The 17,772-nt window shown below is 69.8% G+C and carries 20 protein-coding genes, 1 tRNA gene and 2 pseudogenes; 15 read left to right on the top strand and 8 right to left on the bottom strand.

Features of this window, described 5'->3' with window-relative positions; translation table 11 throughout:
- The first annotated feature begins 23 nt into the window (after window positions 1–23).
- From E0E30_RS04705 to E0E30_RS04680, 6 genes are all read left to right on the top strand, one after another.
- Window positions 24–365 (top strand): NifB/NifX family molybdenum-iron cluster-binding protein, encoded by a 342-nt coding sequence (locus E0E30_RS04705; protein ID WP_130865305.1) that lies wholly within the window; start codon window positions 24–26, stop codon window positions 363–365.
- Window positions 362–1,297 carry a 2-dehydropantoate 2-reductase gene (locus E0E30_RS04700; RefSeq protein ID WP_130865304.1) on the top strand — a complete coding sequence of 312 codons (936 nt, stop codon included), beginning with the start codon at window positions 362–364 and terminating at the stop codon, window positions 1,295–1,297. The genes E0E30_RS04705 and E0E30_RS04700 overlap by 4 nt, the downstream gene beginning before the upstream one ends.
- Window positions 1,298–1,472: 175 nt before the next feature.
- Window positions 1,473–2,348 (top strand): ACP S-malonyltransferase, encoded by an 876-nt coding sequence (locus E0E30_RS04695; RefSeq protein ID WP_245306649.1) that lies wholly within the window; start codon window positions 1,473–1,475, stop codon window positions 2,346–2,348.
- Window positions 2,348–3,352 (top strand): beta-ketoacyl-ACP synthase III, encoded by a 1,005-nt coding sequence (locus E0E30_RS04690; RefSeq protein ID WP_130865302.1) that lies wholly within the window; start codon window positions 2,348–2,350, stop codon window positions 3,350–3,352. The genes E0E30_RS04695 and E0E30_RS04690 overlap by 1 nt, the downstream gene beginning before the upstream one ends.
- A gap of 83 nt (window positions 3,353–3,435) precedes the next feature.
- Window positions 3,436–3,681, top strand: a complete 246-nt coding sequence (locus E0E30_RS04685; RefSeq protein WP_130865301.1) for an acyl carrier protein — start codon at window positions 3,436–3,438, stop codon at window positions 3,679–3,681.
- A 34-nt stretch (window positions 3,682–3,715) separates the two neighbouring features.
- The gene (locus E0E30_RS04680; protein ID WP_130865300.1) at window positions 3,716–4,990 is read left to right on the top strand and encodes a beta-ketoacyl-[acyl-carrier-protein] synthase family protein; all 1,275 of its coding nucleotides are present in this window, start codon (window positions 3,716–3,718) and stop codon (window positions 4,988–4,990) included.
- 30 nt (window positions 4,991–5,020) lie between these two features.
- On the opposite strand, the gene E0E30_RS04675 is transcribed toward E0E30_RS04680, so the two are convergent.
- The 6 genes from E0E30_RS04675 to E0E30_RS04650 form a co-directional block, all read right to left on the bottom strand.
- On the bottom strand, window positions 5,021–5,512 hold the full coding sequence (locus E0E30_RS04675) for a DUF3145 family protein (protein ID WP_130865299.1): 492 nt from the start codon (window positions 5,510–5,512) through the stop codon (window positions 5,021–5,023).
- 122 nt (window positions 5,513–5,634) lie between these two features.
- A complete protein-coding gene (locus E0E30_RS04670) occupies window positions 5,635–6,342 on the bottom strand; it encodes a YggS family pyridoxal phosphate-dependent enzyme (protein ID WP_130865298.1) in 708 nt (235 codons plus the stop codon).
- 15 nt (window positions 6,343–6,357) lie between these two features.
- The gene (locus E0E30_RS04665; RefSeq protein WP_411913990.1) at window positions 6,358–7,320 is read right to left on the bottom strand and encodes a VWA domain-containing protein; all 963 of its coding nucleotides are present in this window, start codon (window positions 7,318–7,320) and stop codon (window positions 6,358–6,360) included.
- Window positions 7,317–8,288 (bottom strand): VWA domain-containing protein, encoded by a 972-nt coding sequence (locus E0E30_RS04660; RefSeq protein WP_130865296.1) that lies wholly within the window; start codon window positions 8,286–8,288, stop codon window positions 7,317–7,319. The genes E0E30_RS04665 and E0E30_RS04660 overlap by 4 nt, the downstream gene beginning before the upstream one ends.
- The gene (locus E0E30_RS04655; protein WP_130865295.1) at window positions 8,285–9,334 is read right to left on the bottom strand and encodes a DUF58 domain-containing protein; all 1,050 of its coding nucleotides are present in this window, start codon (window positions 9,332–9,334) and stop codon (window positions 8,285–8,287) included. Before E0E30_RS04655 ends, E0E30_RS04660 begins: the two co-directional genes overlap by 4 nt.
- Before the next feature lie 8 nt (window positions 9,335–9,342).
- The gene (locus E0E30_RS04650; protein ID WP_130866744.1) at window positions 9,343–10,464 is read right to left on the bottom strand and encodes an AAA family ATPase; all 1,122 of its coding nucleotides are present in this window, start codon (window positions 10,462–10,464) and stop codon (window positions 9,343–9,345) included.
- Between the two features lie 153 nt (window positions 10,465–10,617).
- Between E0E30_RS04650 and E0E30_RS04645 the strand changes: the two genes are divergently transcribed.
- From E0E30_RS04645 to E0E30_RS04635, 3 genes are all read left to right on the top strand, one after another.
- Window positions 10,618–11,526: a hypothetical protein gene (locus E0E30_RS04645; protein WP_130865294.1), complete on the top strand. Its 909-nt coding sequence runs from the start codon at window positions 10,618–10,620 to the stop codon at window positions 11,524–11,526.
- Entirely contained in the window at window positions 11,526–12,353 is an 828-nt protein-coding gene (locus tag E0E30_RS04640) for an HAD hydrolase family protein (RefSeq protein ID WP_130865293.1), read from the top strand. Before E0E30_RS04645 ends, E0E30_RS04640 begins: the two co-directional genes overlap by 1 nt.
- Before the next feature lie 7 nt (window positions 12,354–12,360).
- Window positions 12,361–12,437, top strand: a tRNA-Ile gene (locus E0E30_RS04635).
- Here the strand turns inward: E0E30_RS04635 and E0E30_RS13880 are convergent.
- Window positions 12,394–12,747, bottom strand: a complete 354-nt coding sequence (locus tag E0E30_RS13880) for a helix-turn-helix domain-containing protein (protein WP_130866743.1) — start codon at window positions 12,745–12,747, stop codon at window positions 12,394–12,396. The genes E0E30_RS04635 and E0E30_RS13880 overlap by 44 nt on opposite strands.
- 509 nt (window positions 12,748–13,256) lie before the next feature.
- Between E0E30_RS13880 and E0E30_RS13750 the strand changes: the two genes are divergently transcribed.
- The gene (locus E0E30_RS13750) at window positions 13,257–14,396 is read left to right on the top strand and encodes a helix-turn-helix domain-containing protein (RefSeq protein WP_280953303.1); all 1,140 of its coding nucleotides are present in this window, start codon (window positions 13,257–13,259) and stop codon (window positions 14,394–14,396) included.
- Here the strand turns inward: E0E30_RS13750 and E0E30_RS13465 are convergent, their stop codons facing one another.
- Window positions 14,397–14,729: a hypothetical protein gene (locus E0E30_RS13465; protein ID WP_210115774.1), complete on the bottom strand. Its 333-nt coding sequence runs from the start codon at window positions 14,727–14,729 to the stop codon at window positions 14,397–14,399.
- 112 nt (window positions 14,730–14,841) lie between these two features.
- On the opposite strand from E0E30_RS13465, the gene E0E30_RS13460 reads away from it, so the two are divergent.
- The 5 genes and pseudogenes from E0E30_RS13460 (at window position 14,842) to E0E30_RS13450 (ending at window position 17,725) form a co-directional block, all read left to right on the top strand.
- The gene (locus E0E30_RS13460) at window positions 14,842–15,399 is read left to right on the top strand and encodes a L,D-transpeptidase family protein (protein ID WP_245306503.1); all 558 of its coding nucleotides are present in this window, start codon (window positions 14,842–14,844) and stop codon (window positions 15,397–15,399) included.
- Window positions 15,400–15,647: 248 nt separating this feature from the next.
- Window positions 15,648–15,893, top strand: a pseudogene (locus E0E30_RS13800) (SH3 domain-containing protein); the annotation flags it as partial.
- 111 nt (window positions 15,894–16,004) lie between these two features.
- Entirely contained in the window at window positions 16,005–16,562 is a 558-nt protein-coding gene (locus E0E30_RS13455) for a L,D-transpeptidase family protein (RefSeq protein WP_245306503.1), read from the top strand.
- 248 nt (window positions 16,563–16,810) lie between these two features.
- Window positions 16,811–17,056, top strand: a pseudogene (locus tag E0E30_RS13795) (SH3 domain-containing protein); the annotation flags it as partial.
- 111 nt (window positions 17,057–17,167) lie between these two features.
- Window positions 17,168–17,725 (top strand): L,D-transpeptidase family protein, encoded by a 558-nt coding sequence (locus E0E30_RS13450; protein WP_245306502.1) that lies wholly within the window; start codon window positions 17,168–17,170, stop codon window positions 17,723–17,725.
- Window positions 17,726–17,772 lie beyond the last annotated feature (47 nt).

Genomic DNA, 17,772 nt, shown 5'->3' with positions numbered 1-17,772 from the left:
CCGGCGCGACTAGGGTGGCAGGCATGAACCTCATGATCCCGGTACGCCCCGACGGCTCGGTGGAGCCCCGCTTCGGCAAGGCCCCGATGGTCGCCGTCGCCACCCTCGACCAGTCCGGTGAGGTGACCGACTGGCAGACCTTCCAGGTCGACTGGGACCGGCTCCACGACGAGGGCACCGAGGGATCGCACCACGCCCGGATCGTCCGCTTCCTGCGCGACCACGACGTCGACGCCGTCGTCGCCACCCACGTCGGCCCCGGGATGCAGCGGACCCTCACCTCGATGGGCCTGCCGATGCTCCCGGCCACCGACGCCGACGCCCGCACCAGTGTCGTCGAGGCCGTCCGACGGGCCCGGGCATGACCGCCGAGGGCCCGCGCATCGTCGTCATCGGCGCCGGGGCGATCGGCGGCTTCTACGGCGCCATGATGGCCTCGGCCGGCGCCGACGTGAGCTTCGTCGCCCGCGGCGCGACGCTGGCCTCCATCGCCGAGCACGGCCTGCGCATCGTCGGCCGGCGCGAGATCACCGTCCACCCCGTCGTCACCGATGACCCGAGCACCCTCGGCCAGGTCGACATCGTCCTGGTCTGCACCAAGACCTTCCAGGTCGCCGACGCCGTGCGCACCTACCTGCCGACCCTCATCGGACCGCACACTCTCGTCGTGACGACCCAGAACGGCGTCTCGACGCCCGACCTCGTCGCCTCCCTCGTCGGGCCCGAACACACCGCGGCGGGCATCTGCCGGGAGTGGGTCAAGATCGTCGAACCCGGCGTCATCGAGGACATGGGTGGACCGTGCAGCCTGCTCGTCGGCGCCCTCGACGGCAGGGCACATCCCCACGTCGACGCCCTGCGGGCTGCCCTCGAACGGGCCGGCGTCGACTCCCCCCGGGTGGACGACGTGACGACCCAGATCTGGGCCAAGGCCCTCAACGTCTGCGCCCAGGGCGCGGTCGGGGCCGCCCTCGAGGCCGACCTCGGCCGTCTCCTCGGGCACCACCGGGACCTGTTGGCCCGCTGCATCGACGAGTGGATCCGGGTCGGACGCGCCCACGGTGCGCACCTGCCCGAGGACACCCTCGACGGCGTCCTCACCTATCTGGCCACCCAGGACCCTCGGTCGACGACCTCCTTCCAGCGCGACATCACCTCCGGACGGGCCAGCGAACTCGACGCCCAGGTCGGCGCCCTGCCGTCCCTCGGTGACGCCGTCGGCGTCGACACCCCGGTCAACGACGTGCTGGCGGCCGTCCTGGCCGAACGAGCACGGCGCGACGCCGTGCGGGCCTGATCGCTTCTCACACGTACCCGAGCACCGTCCTTTGTGGGGACCCGACAAGGATCCCTGACGCGAATCGTCGTGCGAACGGCTGCCACGGCGCGGTCGGGACGGGCACAGTGGTGTCGTGCTAGCAGTCGTCGCCCCGGGCCAGGGGGCCCAGAAACCCGGATTCCTCGCCGCATGGCTGGAGGACCCGACCTTCGCCGATCGCCTGGCGTGGCTGTCGGCCGTCGCCGACATCGATCTGGCGACCCACGGAACGACCTCCGACGAGGCCACCATCAAGGACACCGCGGTCGCCCAACCGCTGCTCGTCGCCGCCGCCCTGGCCACCGCCTCGTCGGTGAGCCCCGACCTCTTCGAGCAGGCCGACCTCGTCGCCGGCCACAGCGTCGGTGAGATCGCTGCGGGCGCGGGAGCGGGCGCCTTCTCCCCCGAGGCCGCCATGGTCCTCGTCCGTGAGCGGGGACGCGCGATGGCCGACGCCGCGGCCATCACCCAGACCTCGATGACCGCCATCATCGGCGGCGACCCCGACGAGGTCCTCGCCACCCTCGAGAAGCTCGGCATCACCCCGGCGAATCACAACGGCAAGGGCCAGATCGTCGCCGCCGGCACCGTCGAGCAGCTCGCCGAACTCGCCGCGAACCCGCCTGCCCGCACCCGTCTGTTCCCCCTGTCGGTCGCCGGGGCCTTCCACTCCCCGCACATGGAGCCGGCCGTCGACCACCTGCGCGAGGTTGCGGCCGCCATGCCGACGTCGACCCCGACGACGGGGTTGCTCAGCGACCTCGACGGCGCCCTCGTCACCGACGGACGCGACTTCGCCAACCGGCTCGTCGCGCAGGTGGCCCGTCCGGTGCGCTGGGATCTCGTCATGGCGACGATGGCCGAGCACGGTGTCACCGGCATCCTCGAGCTCACCCCGGCCGGCACCCTCACCGGGATCGCCAAGCGCAACCTCAAGGGGGTCGAGTTGTTCAATCTCGACAAGCCCGAGCAGCTCGACGACGCCCGCGCCTTCGTCGCCGCCCACTCCCACACCACCTCGGAGGCCTGATGTCCCACCCCACCCTCACCGCCAGCGTCGGGGCGCCCTACGCCCGGATGCTCGGCACCGGATCGGTGCGCGGCGACCGCGTCGTCACCAATGAGGAGATGTGCACGATCATCGACTCCACCCCGGAGTGGATCGAGCAGCGCACCGGCATCACCGAACGCCGGTGGGCCACCCCCGAGCAGACCGTCGAGGCCATGGCCGCCCAGGCCGGGCGACAGGCCATCGAGGACGCCGGCCTCGAACCCTCCCGGATCGACGCGGTCATCATCGCCACCGTCTCGCACCACCGGCCCTCCCCCTCCTTGGCGACCTATGTGGCGCGGGCCGTCGGTGCGGATCGCGCCGCGGCCTTCGACGTCAACGCCGCCTGCGCCGGGTTCTGCTACACGACGGCCCTGGCCGACTCCCTCATCCGCTCCGGCGCCGCACACCACGTCCTGGCCATCGGCGTCGAGCGGCTCTCGGACATGACGAACATGGCCGACCGGTCGACCGCCTTCCTCTTCTCCGACGGTGCCGGGGCGGTCGTCTTCGGGCCCTCCCAGGAACCGGCCATCGGCCCGGCCCAGTGGGGTTCGCGCGCCGACCAGGTCGAGACGATCGAGATCGAGGACTGGACGCAGGTGGCCTCGCACCCCGACATCGATCACCCGCTCATCGCCATGGACGGCCACAAGGTCTTCAAGTGGGCCCTCTCGGAGGTCGCCACGAAGGCCAAGGAGGCCATCGCCGCCGCGGGCATCGCCCCTGACCAGCTCGACGTCTTCATCCCCCACCAGGCGAACGACCGGATCACCGAGGTCATCGTCCGCCACCTCGGCCTGCCGGAGTCAGTGACCGTGTGCCACGACATCACGGACATGGGCAACACCTCCGCGGCGTCGATCCCGATCGCCCTGGACCGCATGCTCCGCCGTGGCGACGCCCACAGCGGTGACCTGGCCCTCATCATCGGTTTCGGCGCCGGCCTGGTGTACGCCGGGCAGGTCGTCGTCCTGCCCTGATGAAGCCACCACCCCCGACCCCTCCACCCGTCCGACAGACCCTCATCCGACAGCCAGTCATCCGACACAGAAGGAAGCACACCATGGCCGACAACGCCCAGATCCTGTCCGACCTCGCCGACATCGTCAACGACATCACCGGCGTCGACCAGGCCGAGGTCACCGCCGAGAAGTCGTTCACCGATGACCTCGACGTCGACTCCCTGTCGATGGTCGAGATCATCTACGACTGCGAGGAGAAGTTCGGCGTCGAGATCCCCGACGAGGAGTCCAAGAACCTCAAGACCGTCGGTGACGCCGTCGCCTACATCGCCGCCCACCAGGCCTGATCCCGTTCCACCCCTCGGCCCCAGGAGTTGCCCCATGTCTGACGTCGTCATCACCGGTTTCGGTGCCACCACCCCGCTGGGAGGCGATGCCCCCAGCACGTGGCAGGGGCTCTTGGAGGGCCGTAACGGCGTCCACACCCTGGAGCACGACTGGGCCCGCGACCTGCCGGTGACCTTCGCCGCCGAGGTCGTCGACGAACCGACCAACCACATCCCGCACGCCCAGGCCCGCCGCCTCGATCGGTCGAGCCAGCTCGCCCTCGTCGCCGCGCGCGAGGCCTGGGCCGATGCGGGCCTGACGATGCCCCGCGACGAGGAGGGGAACCTCGTCGACAACGGCATCGACCCCGAGCGCCTCATCGTGTGCTGCGCCACCGGCATCGGCGGCCTGCACTCGCTCCTGGGCCAGTGGGACATCCAGAAGGATCGCGGGTTCCGCCGCGTCAGCCCCTTCACCATCCCCATGCTCATGGCCAACGCCCCGGCCGCCAACATCGGACTGGAGCTGCACGCCACCGGCGGCATCCACACCCCCGTCTCGGCCTGCGCCTCCTCCTCCGAGGCCATCTCCCTCGGCCTCGACCAGATCCGTCTCGGCCGGGCCGACGTCGTCGTCGTCGGCGGCACCGAGGCCGTCGTCCACCCGCTGCCGCTGGCCGCCTTCGCCCAGATGAAGGCACTCTCGACGCGCAACGACGACCCCGAGCACGCCTCCCGGCCGTGGGACGTCGAGCGCAATGGTTTCGTCCTCGGCGAGGGCGCCGCCATCATGGTCATCGAGACCTTGGAGCATGCCCGGGCCCGTGGCGCGAGGATCTACGGCACCCTCGCCGGGGCCGGGATCTCCGCCGACGCCCACGACATCGTCCAGCCCGACCCGACCGGCGCCGGCCAGGCCGCGGCGATGCGCAAGGCCCTGCATGACGCCGGCCTCGACCCGGCCGACATCAAGCACGTCAATGCCCACGCCACCTCGACCCCCCAGGGGGACTCGGCCGAGGCCGCGTCCATCCGTGAGGCCCTCGGCGGCGCCACCGACGAGGTCCTCGTCAACGGCACCAAGTCGATGACCGGGCACCTCCTCGGTGGTGCCGGGGCGCTGGAGTCGCTCGCCGCCGTCATGGCCCTGCTCGAACACAAGGTTCCCGGGACCATCAACACCCACACCCTCGACGCCGATCTGCCGGTGCACGTCGTCACGGAGACGACGGCGCTGCCCGAGGGCGACCTGGCCGCGCTCAACAACTCCTTCGGGTTCGGCGGCCACAACGTCACCCTGGCCTTCACCAACGCGCACGCCAGCCGCTGAGTCGCCGGCGGCGTCCCCGAACGCGCTGTCTCAGACCGCCAGCCAGCTGACGTCGAGCTGAGGGTCGCAGGCCCGATAGGCCTCCAGCTCGACGTCCCACGGCTCGCCCAGCAGGTCGGCGATCTCGTCGGCCAGGACGGCCCCTCGCCGGGCCTGCGCGACGGCGTTGCGCAGGCGGTGCTCGTCGACGAGCACCGATCCGGCCTCGTCCATGGCAGCGCTGAACACGCCGAGGTCAGGGGTCACCGACCATCGACGCGATGGTGCCCCGGACTCGATCGTCAGGTCGAATCGCAGCCGTCCCCAGGCGGCCAGGGTCGACACGAGAGCGGCGGCGGACGCGGCCGTTCCGCGCCACGTGGCCTCCGAGCGCCATGTCCCGGGCTCGACGGGCTGGCGGGTCCACCGGAAGGAGGGCGCGACGACGGCGGCGTCGACAGCCCATTCGACATGGCTGCGCAACGCCGTGGGAGCCGAGTGGATGAAGATCATGCCCTCGGCCTGCAGGTCTGGCTTGTTCATCGACCGTCCTCCTCGGTACCACGTGCCTTCCCCTGCATGAGGTGCCGACGCGGAGGTCTGGGGCCAGTGTGCCCCTCCCGGGGCTCGGCGACAAGCTCGTCGGGGGCCCGGGCGGGGATCGGTCAGGACGTCGGGTACTCCCTCGCCCCGAAGATCGCCTGGCCGACGCGGACGGTCGTCGCCCCATGGGCGATGGCCAGCTCGAAATCGCCCGACATGCCCATCGACAGGTCGTCCCAGGAACTCACCTGCGATGCCTCCTGGCGCAGCCGTTCCTGCACCCCGCGCAGGAGGTCGAAGCAGGCGCCGACCTGGTCGGCGTCGGGACTGTTGACGGCGACGGTCATGAGTCCGGTGACGTGCAGGGCGTCGAAGGCGGCCAGCTCGCGGGCGAAGGAAAGGGCCTCGCCCGGCTCGATCCCGGACTTCTGGGGCTCCCCCGACGTGTTGACCTCGACGAGGACGTCGAGCCGGCGGCCCTCCTGATGGAGGCGCTTGTCGAGTTCACGGGCCAGGTGCAGGGAGTCGAGGGCCTGGAACTCGGTCGCGAAACGGGCGACGTCACGGGCCTTGTTCGTCTGCAGGTGGCCGATGATCGCCCATTCGACCTGCGGGTGTTCCGGGGCCAGTTCCTGCCACTTGGCCAGGGCCTCCTGGACGCGGTTCTCGCCGAACCGGGTGAGCCCGGCGTCGACGGCCTCGAGGATCGCCGAGGTGGGCTTGGTCTTGCTCACCGGCAGCAGCCGGACCGTCGCGGGGTCCCGGTCGGCTGCTCGGGCGGCGGCGTCGATGCGCGAACGGATGTGGGCCAGGTTCTCGGCGACGGTCATGGCTCCACTCAATCACTACGGCCAGCGCGCCGCCAGCGACACCACCCCGAGGGCCGCGACGAGGGCCAGCACCAGGGCGATGCCGACGTAGCGGTCGGTGACCTCGGCGTAGACCTTCTCGTAGCCGACCGACTGGGCGATGGCCTTGTAGACGTCCTTGAGCTGGCCGAGCGACTCGGCCGAGAACTTCTCGCCGCCGGAGGCCTTGGCGATGGCCGCCAGCTCGTAGTGGTTGACCGGCACGGGTTGACGCTGCCCACCCTCGACGACGTAGCCGCCCGGGGTGCCGTAGGCGATGGTGTACACCGGCACTCCCTCCCGACGGGCCTCCTGCGCGGCCTGGAGGGAGGGCCGACCCATGTTCGTCGCACCGTCGGAGAGCAGGACGATGGCCGCCGGCGGTTTCGACCCGGGATGCTTCGGGTCGTCGGGGACGAGCTTGAGGGCGCTGAGCGAGGTGTAGATGCCCTCGCCGATGGCCGTCGACGGCAGCACCTGGAGACCGTCGATGGCCCGGCTCACCGCCCCGCGGTCGGTCGTCGGTGGCACGACGATCTGGGCGGTCGCGGCGAATCGCACGAGCGAGACGTTGAACCGCTCGGGCAGATCACCGAGGAACTCCTTGGCCGCCGACTTGGCCGCCGACAGACGCGAGGGCTCGACGTCGGTGGCCACCATCGACCTCGACACGTCGATGGCCACGACGATCGTCGCCCGGTCACGCGGCTCCTTGCGGTAGTCCTGGGGTTGGGCGAAGGCCACGACGAGGGAGGCCATCGACAGGACGGAGGCGAGCACGGCGGCCCACCGTTTCCAGCCTCGGTCGCGCGGCAGGATCCGGCGGAGGTCGAGTCGCCCTACCGTCCGACGCCCGGTGACCCGGGCCGACAGGAGAAGGAATCCGGCGAGGACGCCGAGCGGAACGAGGAGCCACCACAGGCGCCCGGGACGCAGGAAATGGATGATGAGTGCGCTCACGGCCACCTCGCTGCCATGGAGACGACGCCGAGCCCGGCGACCACCGCGAACCCGAGGGCGTAGAAGGCCCACTTGGCGGTGACCTCCTTCTTGACGTCCTCGTAGCCCACCGAGCTGCGCACGTCCTGGTAGACGGTCTTGAGCTTGTTCGTCGAATCGGCTCCCCAGCTGCGTCCGTGGGTGCGCTGGGCGATGTTGGCCAGCAGGGTGGTGTCGGGTGCGACCCGTTCGCGCTGGCCGTCGACGTCGACATAGCCGGTCGGCGTGCCGAAGGCGATGGTGTAGACCGGCACCTTGGCCGCAGCCGCCTGGTTCGCCGCGACCATGGGGTCCGTCCCGTCGGTGTTGCCGCCGTCGCTGAGCAGGACGACGGCCGCCGGGGCGGCCGATCCGTCGGCGCCCTTGGGGGCTTCGGTGATGGCCTGGAGGGACTCCTTGATGGCGTCGCCCAGGGCCGTGCCGTCGGTGGTGGAGATGGCGTCGATGGCGCGCAGGACGGTGGGCCGGTCGGTGCTGGGCGGCATGACGACGCTCGGATGACCCGAGACGGTCACGACGGCGACGTTGAAACCGGTCGGCAGGCTGTTGACGAAGGTCTTGGCCTGGGCCTTGGCGGCGTCCAGCCTGTTGGGGCTGACGTCGGTGGCCGACATCGACAGGGACGCGTCAATCGCCACGACGATCGTCGCCCTCTCCCGAGGTACCTTCTCGATGCCGACCGGTCGCGCCCAGGCCATCGTCGCCGCCGCCAGGGCCAGCAGCGACATGACGACCGCGACGTGCCTCTTCCAGCGGCTCTGCGGGCGCATGACCATGGCCAGCAGTCCGGTGTTGGGGAACCTCATCCCGGCCATCCGGGAGCGGCGCAGGGCGACGAGGTAGAGGACGAGGAGCACGGGGACGGCCAACAGCACCCACAGGTGCCCCGGAGCGTTGACCTGTGGCAGACCCAGGACGAGCGGGCTCATCGTGACACCCCCTGCGGAGGCTGGTGGAGCATCGCCGCGGTGCGTCGGTACCCCAGGACGAAGCGGGCGATGTCGCTCACCCAGTCACGGTCCGTGGAGAGCTGGATGTGGCCGGCCCCGGCACGGCGGATGGCGGTGGCGACGCGCTGACGCTGGGCGGAGGCCGCGGCGTCCATCCGGGCCTTGGCGGCCGGGTCGGAGGTGTCGATGTACCGGGCGAAGTCGGACTCGGGGTCGCGCACGAGCAGTTCCCCGGCGTCGGGGAAGTCCAGCTCGGCGGCGTCGACGACCTCGATGCACAGCACCTGGTTGCGCACCGACAGCCTCCGCAGCGACCGTTCCCAGGCCGGTGGTACGGCGGGGTCGAGTTCGTGGTCGCCGGGGCTGAGGAAGTCGGAGACGACGACCCGCATCCCGCGACGCCGTTCGGTGCGGTTGAGCTGTTCGATGCCAGCGGCCAGGGTCATGTCGCCGGGGGCGTTGTCGGGAACGATGGGGTCGGTGAGCATGGCCCGCAGCAGGCCGTAGAGCGCCGTTCTGCCGGACCCGGCCGGGAAGCGGCGGATGGCGTCCTGTCGCATGATGAGTCCACCGAAGCGGTCGCCCATCTTCTGGGTGAGGAATCCGATCGTGGCGATCCCGGCGATGCCCAGGTCACGTTTGGTCATGCCCTGGGTGCCCCAGTTCATCGACGGGGTGACGTCGAGCAGGGCCCACACCTCGAGCTCGCGATCGGCAATGGTGTCGCGTACGTGCGGGACCGTCGTGCGGGCGGTGACGGCCCAGTCCATCATGCGCACGTCGTCCTGACCGGGCTGGTAGGGCCGGGCGTCATTGGTGTCGGAGCCGGGGCCGGGCAGCAGACCCATGTGGTCACCGTGCAGGTATCCCTCCAACCGGCGCACGATGGTGAGCTCCAGGCGGCGCAGCGCCGCCTCCGGGGCCAACTGGTGCAGCGGGACGGTGGCCCCGGTCGGCGGGCGGAGCACCGTCTGGACGACGCCGGCCGCAGCCTGGGCCGGTTGGAACGCAGGACGCGTCGGCATGGGCGCCCTCAGCCGCCGTACTCGGGCTGGTGACGGTGCTGCTGGTGGGCCGCCTGACGCTGCTGCTGGTTCCACACCGGGGTCGGCGGGGGCACCATGGCGAGGATCCGCTCGATGACCTGGGCGGGGGCGACGTCATCGGCGACGGCGTCGAAGGTGAGCATGATGCGGTGGGCCATGACGTCCTTGGCGACGGCCTGGACGTCGGTGGGCAGGACGTAGTCGCGCCCGTGGATGAGGGCCAGGGCCCGGGACGCCGCGACCAGCCCGAGCGTGGCGCGGGGGGAGCAGCCGATCTGGATGACGGCGTCGAGGTCGGGCATCCCGAATTCCGACGGGGTCCGGGTGGCCAGGACGAGCCGGACGATGTACTCGGCGACGAGGTTGTGGACGAAGACGTCGGAGGCCATGTCCTGCAGTTCGACGAGCTTGTCCGGGGTGAGCACCTGGGTGGGGACCGGGGGCTTGACGCTCATCCGGCGAAGGATCTCGAACTCCTCGTTCCCGCGCGGGTAGGGCACGTCGATCTTGAGCAGGAAGCGGTCGCGCTGGGCTTCCGGCAGCGGGTAGACGCCCTCCGACTCGACGGGGTTCTGGGTGGCGATGACGCTGAACGGGGTGCGCGCCGGGAAGGTCTGTCCGGCGATGGAGACCTGCTTCTCGGCCATGAGCTCGAGCATCGCCGACTGCACCTTGGCCGGGGCACGGTTGATCTCGTCGGCCAGGACGAAGTTGACGAAGACCGGGCCGAGCTCGATGTCGAATCGTTCCTTCGACGCCGAGTAGATGCGGGTGCCGACGATGTCGGAGGGGACGAGGTCGGGGGTGAACTGGACGCGGGCGAAGTCGCCACCCAGGACGGTGGCGAAGGACCGCACCGCCAGCGTCTTGGCGACGCCGGGGACGCCCTCGAGCAGGATGTGGCCCTTGGCGAGGACGCCGACCATGAGCTGCTCGACCATGTGCTCCTGGCCGACGATGACCCGCTGCACCTGGCCGATGGCCTCGCCCAGGAGGCGGGCCGCCTCGGCGTTGCTCATGGGCGCCCCGGCATTGCCTCGGCCGATGTCCTGCCCGCCCGACAGCCGCTGCGGTGGCTGCTGCGACCGCGGGTCGCCCGGCTTCGCCATGGGTGTGCTCACGAGTTCTCCTGCCTGCGCCGTCGTCGGCCCGATGAGGTCGGGCCGCTGCCACGATACCGTGACGATGTATCTCTTCCAGGCAAGTCGGCCCCGTGGTCGGTTCGAGCCAGGGTTGCACCGAGTGTGGTGAGATGGTGGGCGATGTCGACGTCATCTGTACCCGGACCGCCGGGGCCGACCCCGCTCCTGCCGGAGGACCCACCGAAGGTGGGCGACTTCTGGCTCGACGCGCGAGCCCTCGCCATGCCCGCAGGGATCACCTATCTGGCGCACGACGACGCCGACACACCGGTGCTCCTCGTCCTCCTGACGCACGGCGCCGCCGGTGACGCCGCGGCCCGCGACCGACTGGCCGGGGAGGTCAACCACCTCCACGTCGAGACCGTCGTCGCCCGCGGCGGTCAGGGGCAGGACTCCGGACGCCTCGGGTACCTCTTCCGCAGCGAGACCGACGACCCCGTGCTTCCCGGCGAGACACCGTTGGCGCCGTGGGTGGCGTTGCTCAATGACGGGTCGGGGGCCGCCCTGGCCGAGTGCGCGCGCATCCTGCGGTCCGTCGACCTGTCGATGACCTCCCCCCAGGGAAGGGTCGCCGGACCGAACTACCGCCTGCACTGGCTCGACGACGCCCGTGGTGGCACCTCCCGCACCTGGCCACTGCCCTGGCCGGGACGGCGCGACCGGGCCGGATGGTCGAGCGTGGCGATCGCCTGGCTCATCATCGTCACCCTCGCGGCGTTGGGCCTGCTCATCGCGGTGCTGTTGTTCCAGAACATCCCGCCGAGCCCTCCCCCGCCGCCGGTGCCGACCTCGGCCTCAGGCTCGGGTGGGTCGGGCAGCCCGTCCCCACAGTCGGGCAGCCCGAGCCCGAGCTCCGGCAGCCCCTCCCCGCAGTCGGCGAGCCCGTCGCAGTCGTCGGGGTCCCCGTCGTCGGCCAGTCCGACCCCGGGCAACAACCAGCACACCCCGACCAAGCCCCCGACGATGAACTCCCCCGGCGCCTCCGGATCGTCCGGCTCGGCCACGCCGACCCGCAACAAGAAGCTGTGATGGCCGACGTCGAGCTCATCGCCACCGATCTCGACCGGACCTTCCTGGGCGCTGACCGGTTGCCCTCCGCGCTCAATGCGCGAGCCGTGCGGCAGGCCGCCGCGGCGGGGGTCCACGTCGTCTTCGCCACCGGACGGCCGTTGCGATGGCTCGACGTGCTCGAGGACTTCACGTGCGTCAGGCCTTCGGTCCTAGCCTCCAACGGGGCGGTGAGCGTCGACCTGGCCAGCGGCAGGGTGCTTGCGGACGAGACCTTCCCACCCGGGGTCCTCGGGCCCTTGGTCGCCGATCTGCGGGACGCCGTCCCCGGCCTCCGGTTCTGCGCCGAGGAGGCCGTGGGGTGTGTCATTGAGCCCGGTTTCGACCGTGACCCCCTCGACCGTGGGGTGCGCGGCGTAGGGCCCATCGAGGACGTCCTCGGACCTGGTCATCGTCCGGTCAAGGTGCTCGCCCGGGCCTTCGGGGTGCGGTCGGACCTGCTGCTCGACCGGCTGGCTCCCGTCGTGGCAGGGCGGGCGACGGCGACCTTCTCGGCCCTGCTCGACGACGGCATGGTCGAGTTGGCGCCGCCGGGGGTGTCGAAGGGGTCGGCCCTGGCGCAGCTGTGCATCGAGCTCGGGGTCGATCCGGCGCACGCCGTCGCCTTCGGCGACATGCCGAACGACCTCACCATGCTCGATCTGGTCGGCCGGCCGTACGTCGTGGCGAATGCCCATCCCACTGTGTTGGCACGTGGGTACCCGGTCATCGGCCATCACGACAACTCGGCCGTGGGTGAGGCGATCCTCGCGCTGCTGGCGGGGCGTCCGGTCGCTACAGTGTCCTGAGCACATCGGGGCGTTAGCTCAGCAGGTCAGAGCAGGGGACTCATAATCCCTGGGTCGCGGGTTCGAGCCCCGCACGCCCCACCATCTCGGGAGTCACCGGAGCCGGCACGTAACCAGGCTCAGGTGCGGGGCCCCCGACGTACTCCGGCACAAGGTCAGCAACCGAGAGTCCGAAATAGCGCGACACCCTCGACAAGTCATCAAGCGACCATCCGATGTCACCGCGGAGCTTCATGCCCGCGGCAGGCCCTGTGATGCCCAGTACGTCACCGAGGGACCGCCTACTGATCCGTTGCACGAACATGAGCTGGTTCACCACGATGCCGACCGCCTCGTCAGCACTGTAGGACTGGATCGTACCTGACGCTCGCAAAGCTTCAAGTTTCTTGCTCATGCGACATAGGCTAACACTCGCCACGAAACTGCACAAGTCATAGAAATGCCACTTGTTACAAGTTGCGCTACCTGACTGTTAGTGTTACTTTCAAGTCATGGGTCAACCTCACACGCACCCCACCGCCACCTCGCTGTGGCTGTCGCCTGCTCAGGCGGCGGTCCGGATTGGGTGGGCGACGGCGTGGCAGGTGCGCAGGTGGGCTGCCAAGGGTGGGATTCCTGGTGCGTTTTGCACGCCGGGGGGCCGGTGGCAGATCCCTGCGAGTTGGGCAGAGGCGGAAGCGTTGCGGGGTGAACGCGCGGCGGAGACGGCCGCGCGGGCGGCGGAGCACACGGTGGGATTCCACGATGAGTGCGCGTGATCGCCGGTGTGACGTGAATCGCCTGGCGTCGGTGTCGATGTCGGGTGCCTGCCGGCCAACAGTGGTCGGGGTCTTGGTCAGTGTGGATGGGGCGGGGGTGTGAGTCGTGAGTATTTGGGCGGTGAACTGGGCGTTGCAGGCGCCGGTGGCCAATGCGACGCACAAGCTGGTGTTGGTCGCGTTGGCGAACTTCGCTGACGAGAATGATGTGGCGTGGCCGCGGGTGGACACGCTCGCGGACATGGCGTCGTCGTCGCGTCGCACCGTGTTCCGGGCCTTGGATGGGCTGGCTGAGCTTGGGCTGGTCGAGCGACGTGAGGGCTATGAGATCGCCGCTGATGGTGGTCTGCGTCGGGTTCAGGCGGTGTGGCATCTGCTCGTGCCTGACAGTGTGTCGCGCCGTCGTGTCCCCGCATCATCCCGTCCGGGCGTGGAACGTGAAACCCCTAGTCGAGTGCACTGTGACATGGATGGCACAGTGGTGGACTCCCCCATCGTGGTCGACGGTGAATCCCCTCGTGGAGGGCACTGTGTCACTGGTGGCGCAGTGGCTGACCACTGTGACACTGGTGACACCCCCCCTGTGACACTGGTGACACACTCCCCCACACCCCCTCATAAGGAAGAACCATCACCTGAACCAGACCTAACCCGACCCTTCCCGTCGACGGCGAGCCGCGTCGTGGGCGACGCCGGCTCTGGTCGGGCCGGGTCAGGTCAGGTCGAGGCCGAGGTGACCGACGATCTGACCCACGACGGACCGGTCGAGGCCGACGACCCGGCGGACGACGAGCGGGGCGATGGTGGCCCGGTTGTCGAGGCTGGGGGCACGGGCAGCCCTGAGGGGTCGGGCGCCGTGACGGCCGAGACGTGGAGGCTGGTCCGGGCGTGTCTGCCCGAGGCGATGCAGGTTCTGGACGAGGCGGGCGCCGCCCGGGTCGCTCCGCTGTTGGAGGCCCTGGTGGCCGGCGGGTGGCGGCCACGTCAGGTGCGGGACACCCTGGCCGCGAACGAGCTGCCGCCACGGGTCCACTCGATGGCCGGGCTGGTGTGTTCCCGGCTGCGGGGGTTGCCGCTGGAGCATCCCCCGGTCGCAGACCCCGCCACAGGCCGACCGACCCCGACCCCACCGACGCTCACGGCCGCCGAGCGTCGAGCCCGAGACGCGTTCGCCGCCGCCCAGTCGTGGCGTCATGATGAGCAGGCCGCCATGCGGCACCGGGAGTTGCTGGCCGCAGCGAAAGCATCGCTGCGTACAGCGTCGTCTTCCGGTCGTCGAGCCTGATCAGGAGGATGTTGTGACTCGAAAGTTGTCTGTAGTAGTAGCCGCTGCCTCGGTGGTGGTGGCCGGGTGTGGTGCTGGCGGATCGTCGGCTGGTGTGCCGGCGTCACCGTCGCCCACGACCTCGGCGTCCTTTGCGACGGCCTCACGGATTCCGACGGTCGCGTCGACGCCGAGCGGGCGCCCGCCGGTGTCGTCGTCACCGGTCTCCTCGGCCTCATCGCCGCGGCCGACGACCCGCAGCACCGCCACCGCGACGGCCAGCGCGACGTCCCGGGCGAGTGTGGGCCGTGGCACGGCGGCGGCCAGCCCGCGCCGGGTTACCTCGTCGACCACGACCCGGAGAGCCTCAGCGACGGCGACCCGGGCGCCTGCCACGAAGCGGTCGGTTCGGGTGTCGCGGTTTGCTCCGGGTACCTCGGTCTCGGCTGATGTGTCCCAGCAGGTCATGGTTGCTGACCGGACCTCGGGTACTCACGGCACCTGGGCTCGCTACCAGTGGCAGGGTGCCAGCAAGGGCTGGGTCAAGGTGTCGGCGTCGGGTGTCGGATCGGTCTTCGGCTCCGGTGGCGTCGTGGACGCCTCGGCTCGCCGGCAAGGCACGAACACCACGCCAGCCGGCACGTTCAGTGTCATCTCAGCGTTCGGTGTGGGTAACCCGGGCACCAAGCTGTCGTACCGGACGATCGGGTCGTGCTCGTGGTGGATCGAAGACCCCCACCAGGCTGATTACAACCGGTGGCGCGAGGATTGCTCGCACCTGTCCACGTCTGCCAACGAGCATCTGGCCGACTATGCCGGCTCCCTTTACCGGCAAGCCGTGGTCCTGTCGTACAACTATTCGTCCCCCATCCGGTACGGCGCCGGCTCAGGTGCCGGAATCTTCCTGCACTACGCCACCAGCTACACCGGCGGCTGCGTGGCCATCAACTCCCACTCCGAACTCGACGCCACCCTCCGCTGGCTCGACCCGGCCCAGAACCCCCGCATCGTCATCACTGGTTGATTGGAAGGATTGTCATGTTCGTGTCTAGGCGTGTAGCGGCCGCGGTGGCCGCTGTGGCGGCGGGTGCTGCCACGATTCCGGCCATTGGGGCGTCGACGGCGTCGGCGATGCCGTCGTCGGGTCTGGTGTATGCGACGACGGCGGTCAACGTGCGCTCGTGCGCGTCGACGTCGTGTGCAAGGCTCGGTCTGTTGCCCAGAGGCGGGCATGTGGCGGTGCGTGGTGTGTCGCGTTCCGGGTAGACCCCGGTGTCGTACCGGGGTCGGGCTGCCTGGGTTGCGTCGCGCTACCTGCGCGCCGGGTCGACGACGTCGGCGTCGTTGCCCTCCAGTGGCCTGGTGGCGGCCACGACGGCGGTCAATGTGCGCTCGTGCGCATCGACGTCGTGCTCGAAACGAGGCGTGTTGGCGCGTGGCGCCCATGTGGGGGTTCGTGGCGCGTCGGTCAACGGCTGGACTCCGGTGTCGTATCGGTCGAAGCCTGCGTGGGTCGCGTCCCATTACCTGCGGGTGTACACGGCTGCGGTCTCGACACCGTCGGCGTCGGTTCGGGTGTCGCGGTTTGCTCCGGGTACCTCGGTCTCGGCTGATGTGTCCCAGCAGGTCATGGTTGCTGACCGGACCTCGGGTACTCACGGCACCTGGGCTCGCTACCAGTGGCAGGGTGCCAGCAAGGGCTGGGTCAAGGTGTCGGCGTCGGGTGTCGGATCGGTCTTCGGCTCCGGTGGCGTCGTGGACGCCTCGGCTCGCCGGCAAGGCACGAACACCACGCCAGCCGGCACGTTCAGTGTCATCTCAGCGTTCGGTGTGGGTAACCCGGGCACCAAGCTGTCGTACCGGACGATCGGGTCGTGCTCGTGGTGGATCGAAGACCCCCACCAGGCTGATTACAACCGGTGGCGCGAGGATTGCTCGCACCTGTCCACGTCTGCCAACGAGCATCTGGCCGACTATGCCGGCTCCCTTTACCGGCAAGCCGTGGTCCTGTCGTACAACTATTCGTCCCCCATCCGGTACGGCGCCGGCTCAGGTGCCGGAATCTTCCTGCACTACGCCACCAGCTACACCGGCGGCTGCGTGGCCATCAACTCCCACTCCGAACTCGACGCCACCCTCCGCTGGCTCGACCCGGCCCAGAACCCCCGCATCGTCATCACTGGTTGATTGGAAGGATTGTCATGTTCGTGTCTAGGCGTGTAGCGGCCGCGGTGGCCGCTGTGGCGGCGGGTGCTGCCACGATTCCGGCCATTGGGGCGTCGACGGCGTCGGCGATGCCGTCGTCGGGTCTGGTGTATGCGACGACGGCGGTCAACGTGCGCTCGTGCGCGTCGACGTCGTGTGCAAGGCTCGGTCTGTTGCCCAGAGGCGGGCATGTGGCGGTGCGTGGTGTGTCGCGTTCCGGGTAGACCCCGGTGTCGTACCGGGGTCGGGCTGCCTGGGTTGCGTCGCGCTACCTGCGCGCCGGGTCGACGACGTCGGCGTCGTTGCCCTCCAGTGGCCTGGTGGCGGCCACGACGGCGGTCAATGTGCGCTCGTGCGCATCGACGTCGTGCTCGAAACGAGGCGTGTTGGCGCGTGGCGCCCATGTGGGGGTTCGTGGCGCGTCGGTCAACGGCTGGACTCCGGTGTCGTATCGGTCGAAGCCTGCGTGGGTCGCGTCCCATTACCTGCGGGTGTACACGGCTGCGGTCTCGACACCGTCGGCGTCGGTTCGGGTGTCGCGGTTTGCTCCGGGTACCTCGGTCTCGGCTGATGTGTCCCAGCAGGTCATGGTTGCTGACCGGACCTCGGGTACTCACGGCACCTGGGCTCGCTACCAGTGGCAGGGTGCCAGCAAGGGCTGGGTCAAGGTGTCGGCGTCGGGTGTCGGATCGGTCTTCGGCTCCGGTGGCGTCGTGGACGCCTCGGCTCGCCGGCAAGGCACGAACACCACGCCAGCCGGCACGTTCAGTGTCATCTCAGCGTTCGGTGTGGGTAACCCGGGCACCAAGCTGTCGTACCGGACGATCGGGTCGTGCTCGTGGTGGATCGAAGACCCCCACCAGGCTGATTACAACCGGTGGCGCGAGGATTGCTCGCACCTGTCCACGTCTGCCAACGAGCATCTGGCCGACTATGCCGGCTCCCTTTACCGGCAAGCCGTGGTCCTGTCGTACAACTATTCGTCCCCCATCCGGTACGGCGCCGGCTCAGGTGCCGGAATCTTCCTGCACTACGCCACCAGCTACACCGGCGGCTGCGTGGCCATCAACTCCCACTCCGAACTCGACGCCACCCTCCGCTGGCTCGACCCGGCCCAGAACCCCCGCATCGTCATCAAGGCGTGAGCGGACTCCAATTCCATTTCCATCTCGTAGATCAGAAGGGAAACTCA

Source organism: Acidipropionibacterium timonense, from assembly GCF_900605005.1.
Lineage (GTDB): Bacteria > Actinomycetota > Actinomycetes > Propionibacteriales > Propionibacteriaceae > Cutibacterium > Cutibacterium timonense.
The sequence above is the reverse complement of the archived record's forward strand: the minus strand, read 5'-3'. Positions and strand labels throughout refer to the sequence as shown.

What these genes read in the sequence shown, in the direction of transcription:
- E0E30_RS04705 (WP_130865305.1), top strand. Translation starts at nt 24, where the DNA reads ATGAACCTCATGATCCCGGTACGCCCCGACGGCTCGGTGGAGCCCCGC.
- E0E30_RS04700 (WP_130865304.1), top strand. Translation starts at nt 362, where the DNA reads ATGACCGCCGAGGGCCCGCGCATCGTCGTCATCGGCGCCGGGGCGATC.
- E0E30_RS04690 (WP_130865302.1), top strand. Translation starts at nt 2,348, where the DNA reads ATGTCCCACCCCACCCTCACCGCCAGCGTCGGGGCGCCCTACGCCCGG.
- E0E30_RS04685 (WP_130865301.1), top strand. Translation starts at nt 3,436, where the DNA reads ATGGCCGACAACGCCCAGATCCTGTCCGACCTCGCCGACATCGTCAAC.
- E0E30_RS04680 (WP_130865300.1), top strand. Translation starts at nt 3,716, where the DNA reads ATGTCTGACGTCGTCATCACCGGTTTCGGTGCCACCACCCCGCTGGGA.
- E0E30_RS04675 (WP_130865299.1), bottom strand. Translation starts at nt 5,512, where the DNA reads ATGAACAAGCCAGACCTGCAGGCCGAGGGCATGATCTTCATCCACTCG.
- E0E30_RS04670 (WP_130865298.1), bottom strand. Translation starts at nt 6,342, where the DNA reads ATGACCGTCGCCGAGAACCTGGCCCACATCCGTTCGCGCATCGACGCC.
- E0E30_RS04660 (WP_130865296.1), bottom strand. Translation starts at nt 8,288, where the DNA reads ATGAGCCCGCTCGTCCTGGGTCTGCCACAGGTCAACGCTCCGGGGCAC.
- E0E30_RS04655 (WP_130865295.1), bottom strand. Translation starts at nt 9,334, where the DNA reads ATGCCGACGCGTCCTGCGTTCCAACCGGCCCAGGCTGCGGCCGGCGTC.
- E0E30_RS04650 (WP_130866744.1), bottom strand. Translation starts at nt 10,464, where the DNA reads ATGGCGAAGCCGGGCGACCCGCGGTCGCAGCAGCCACCGCAGCGGCTG.
- E0E30_RS04645 (WP_130865294.1), top strand. Translation starts at nt 10,618, where the DNA reads ATGTCGACGTCATCTGTACCCGGACCGCCGGGGCCGACCCCGCTCCTG.
- E0E30_RS04640 (WP_130865293.1), top strand. Translation starts at nt 11,526, where the DNA reads ATGGCCGACGTCGAGCTCATCGCCACCGATCTCGACCGGACCTTCCTG.
- E0E30_RS13880 (WP_130866743.1), bottom strand. Translation starts at nt 12,747, where the DNA reads ATGAGCAAGAAACTTGAAGCTTTGCGAGCGTCAGGTACGATCCAGTCC.
- E0E30_RS13460 (WP_245306503.1), top strand. Translation starts at nt 14,842, where the DNA reads ATGGTTGCTGACCGGACCTCGGGTACTCACGGCACCTGGGCTCGCTAC.
- E0E30_RS13455 (WP_245306503.1), top strand. Translation starts at nt 16,005, where the DNA reads ATGGTTGCTGACCGGACCTCGGGTACTCACGGCACCTGGGCTCGCTAC.
- E0E30_RS13450 (WP_245306502.1), top strand. Translation starts at nt 17,168, where the DNA reads ATGGTTGCTGACCGGACCTCGGGTACTCACGGCACCTGGGCTCGCTAC.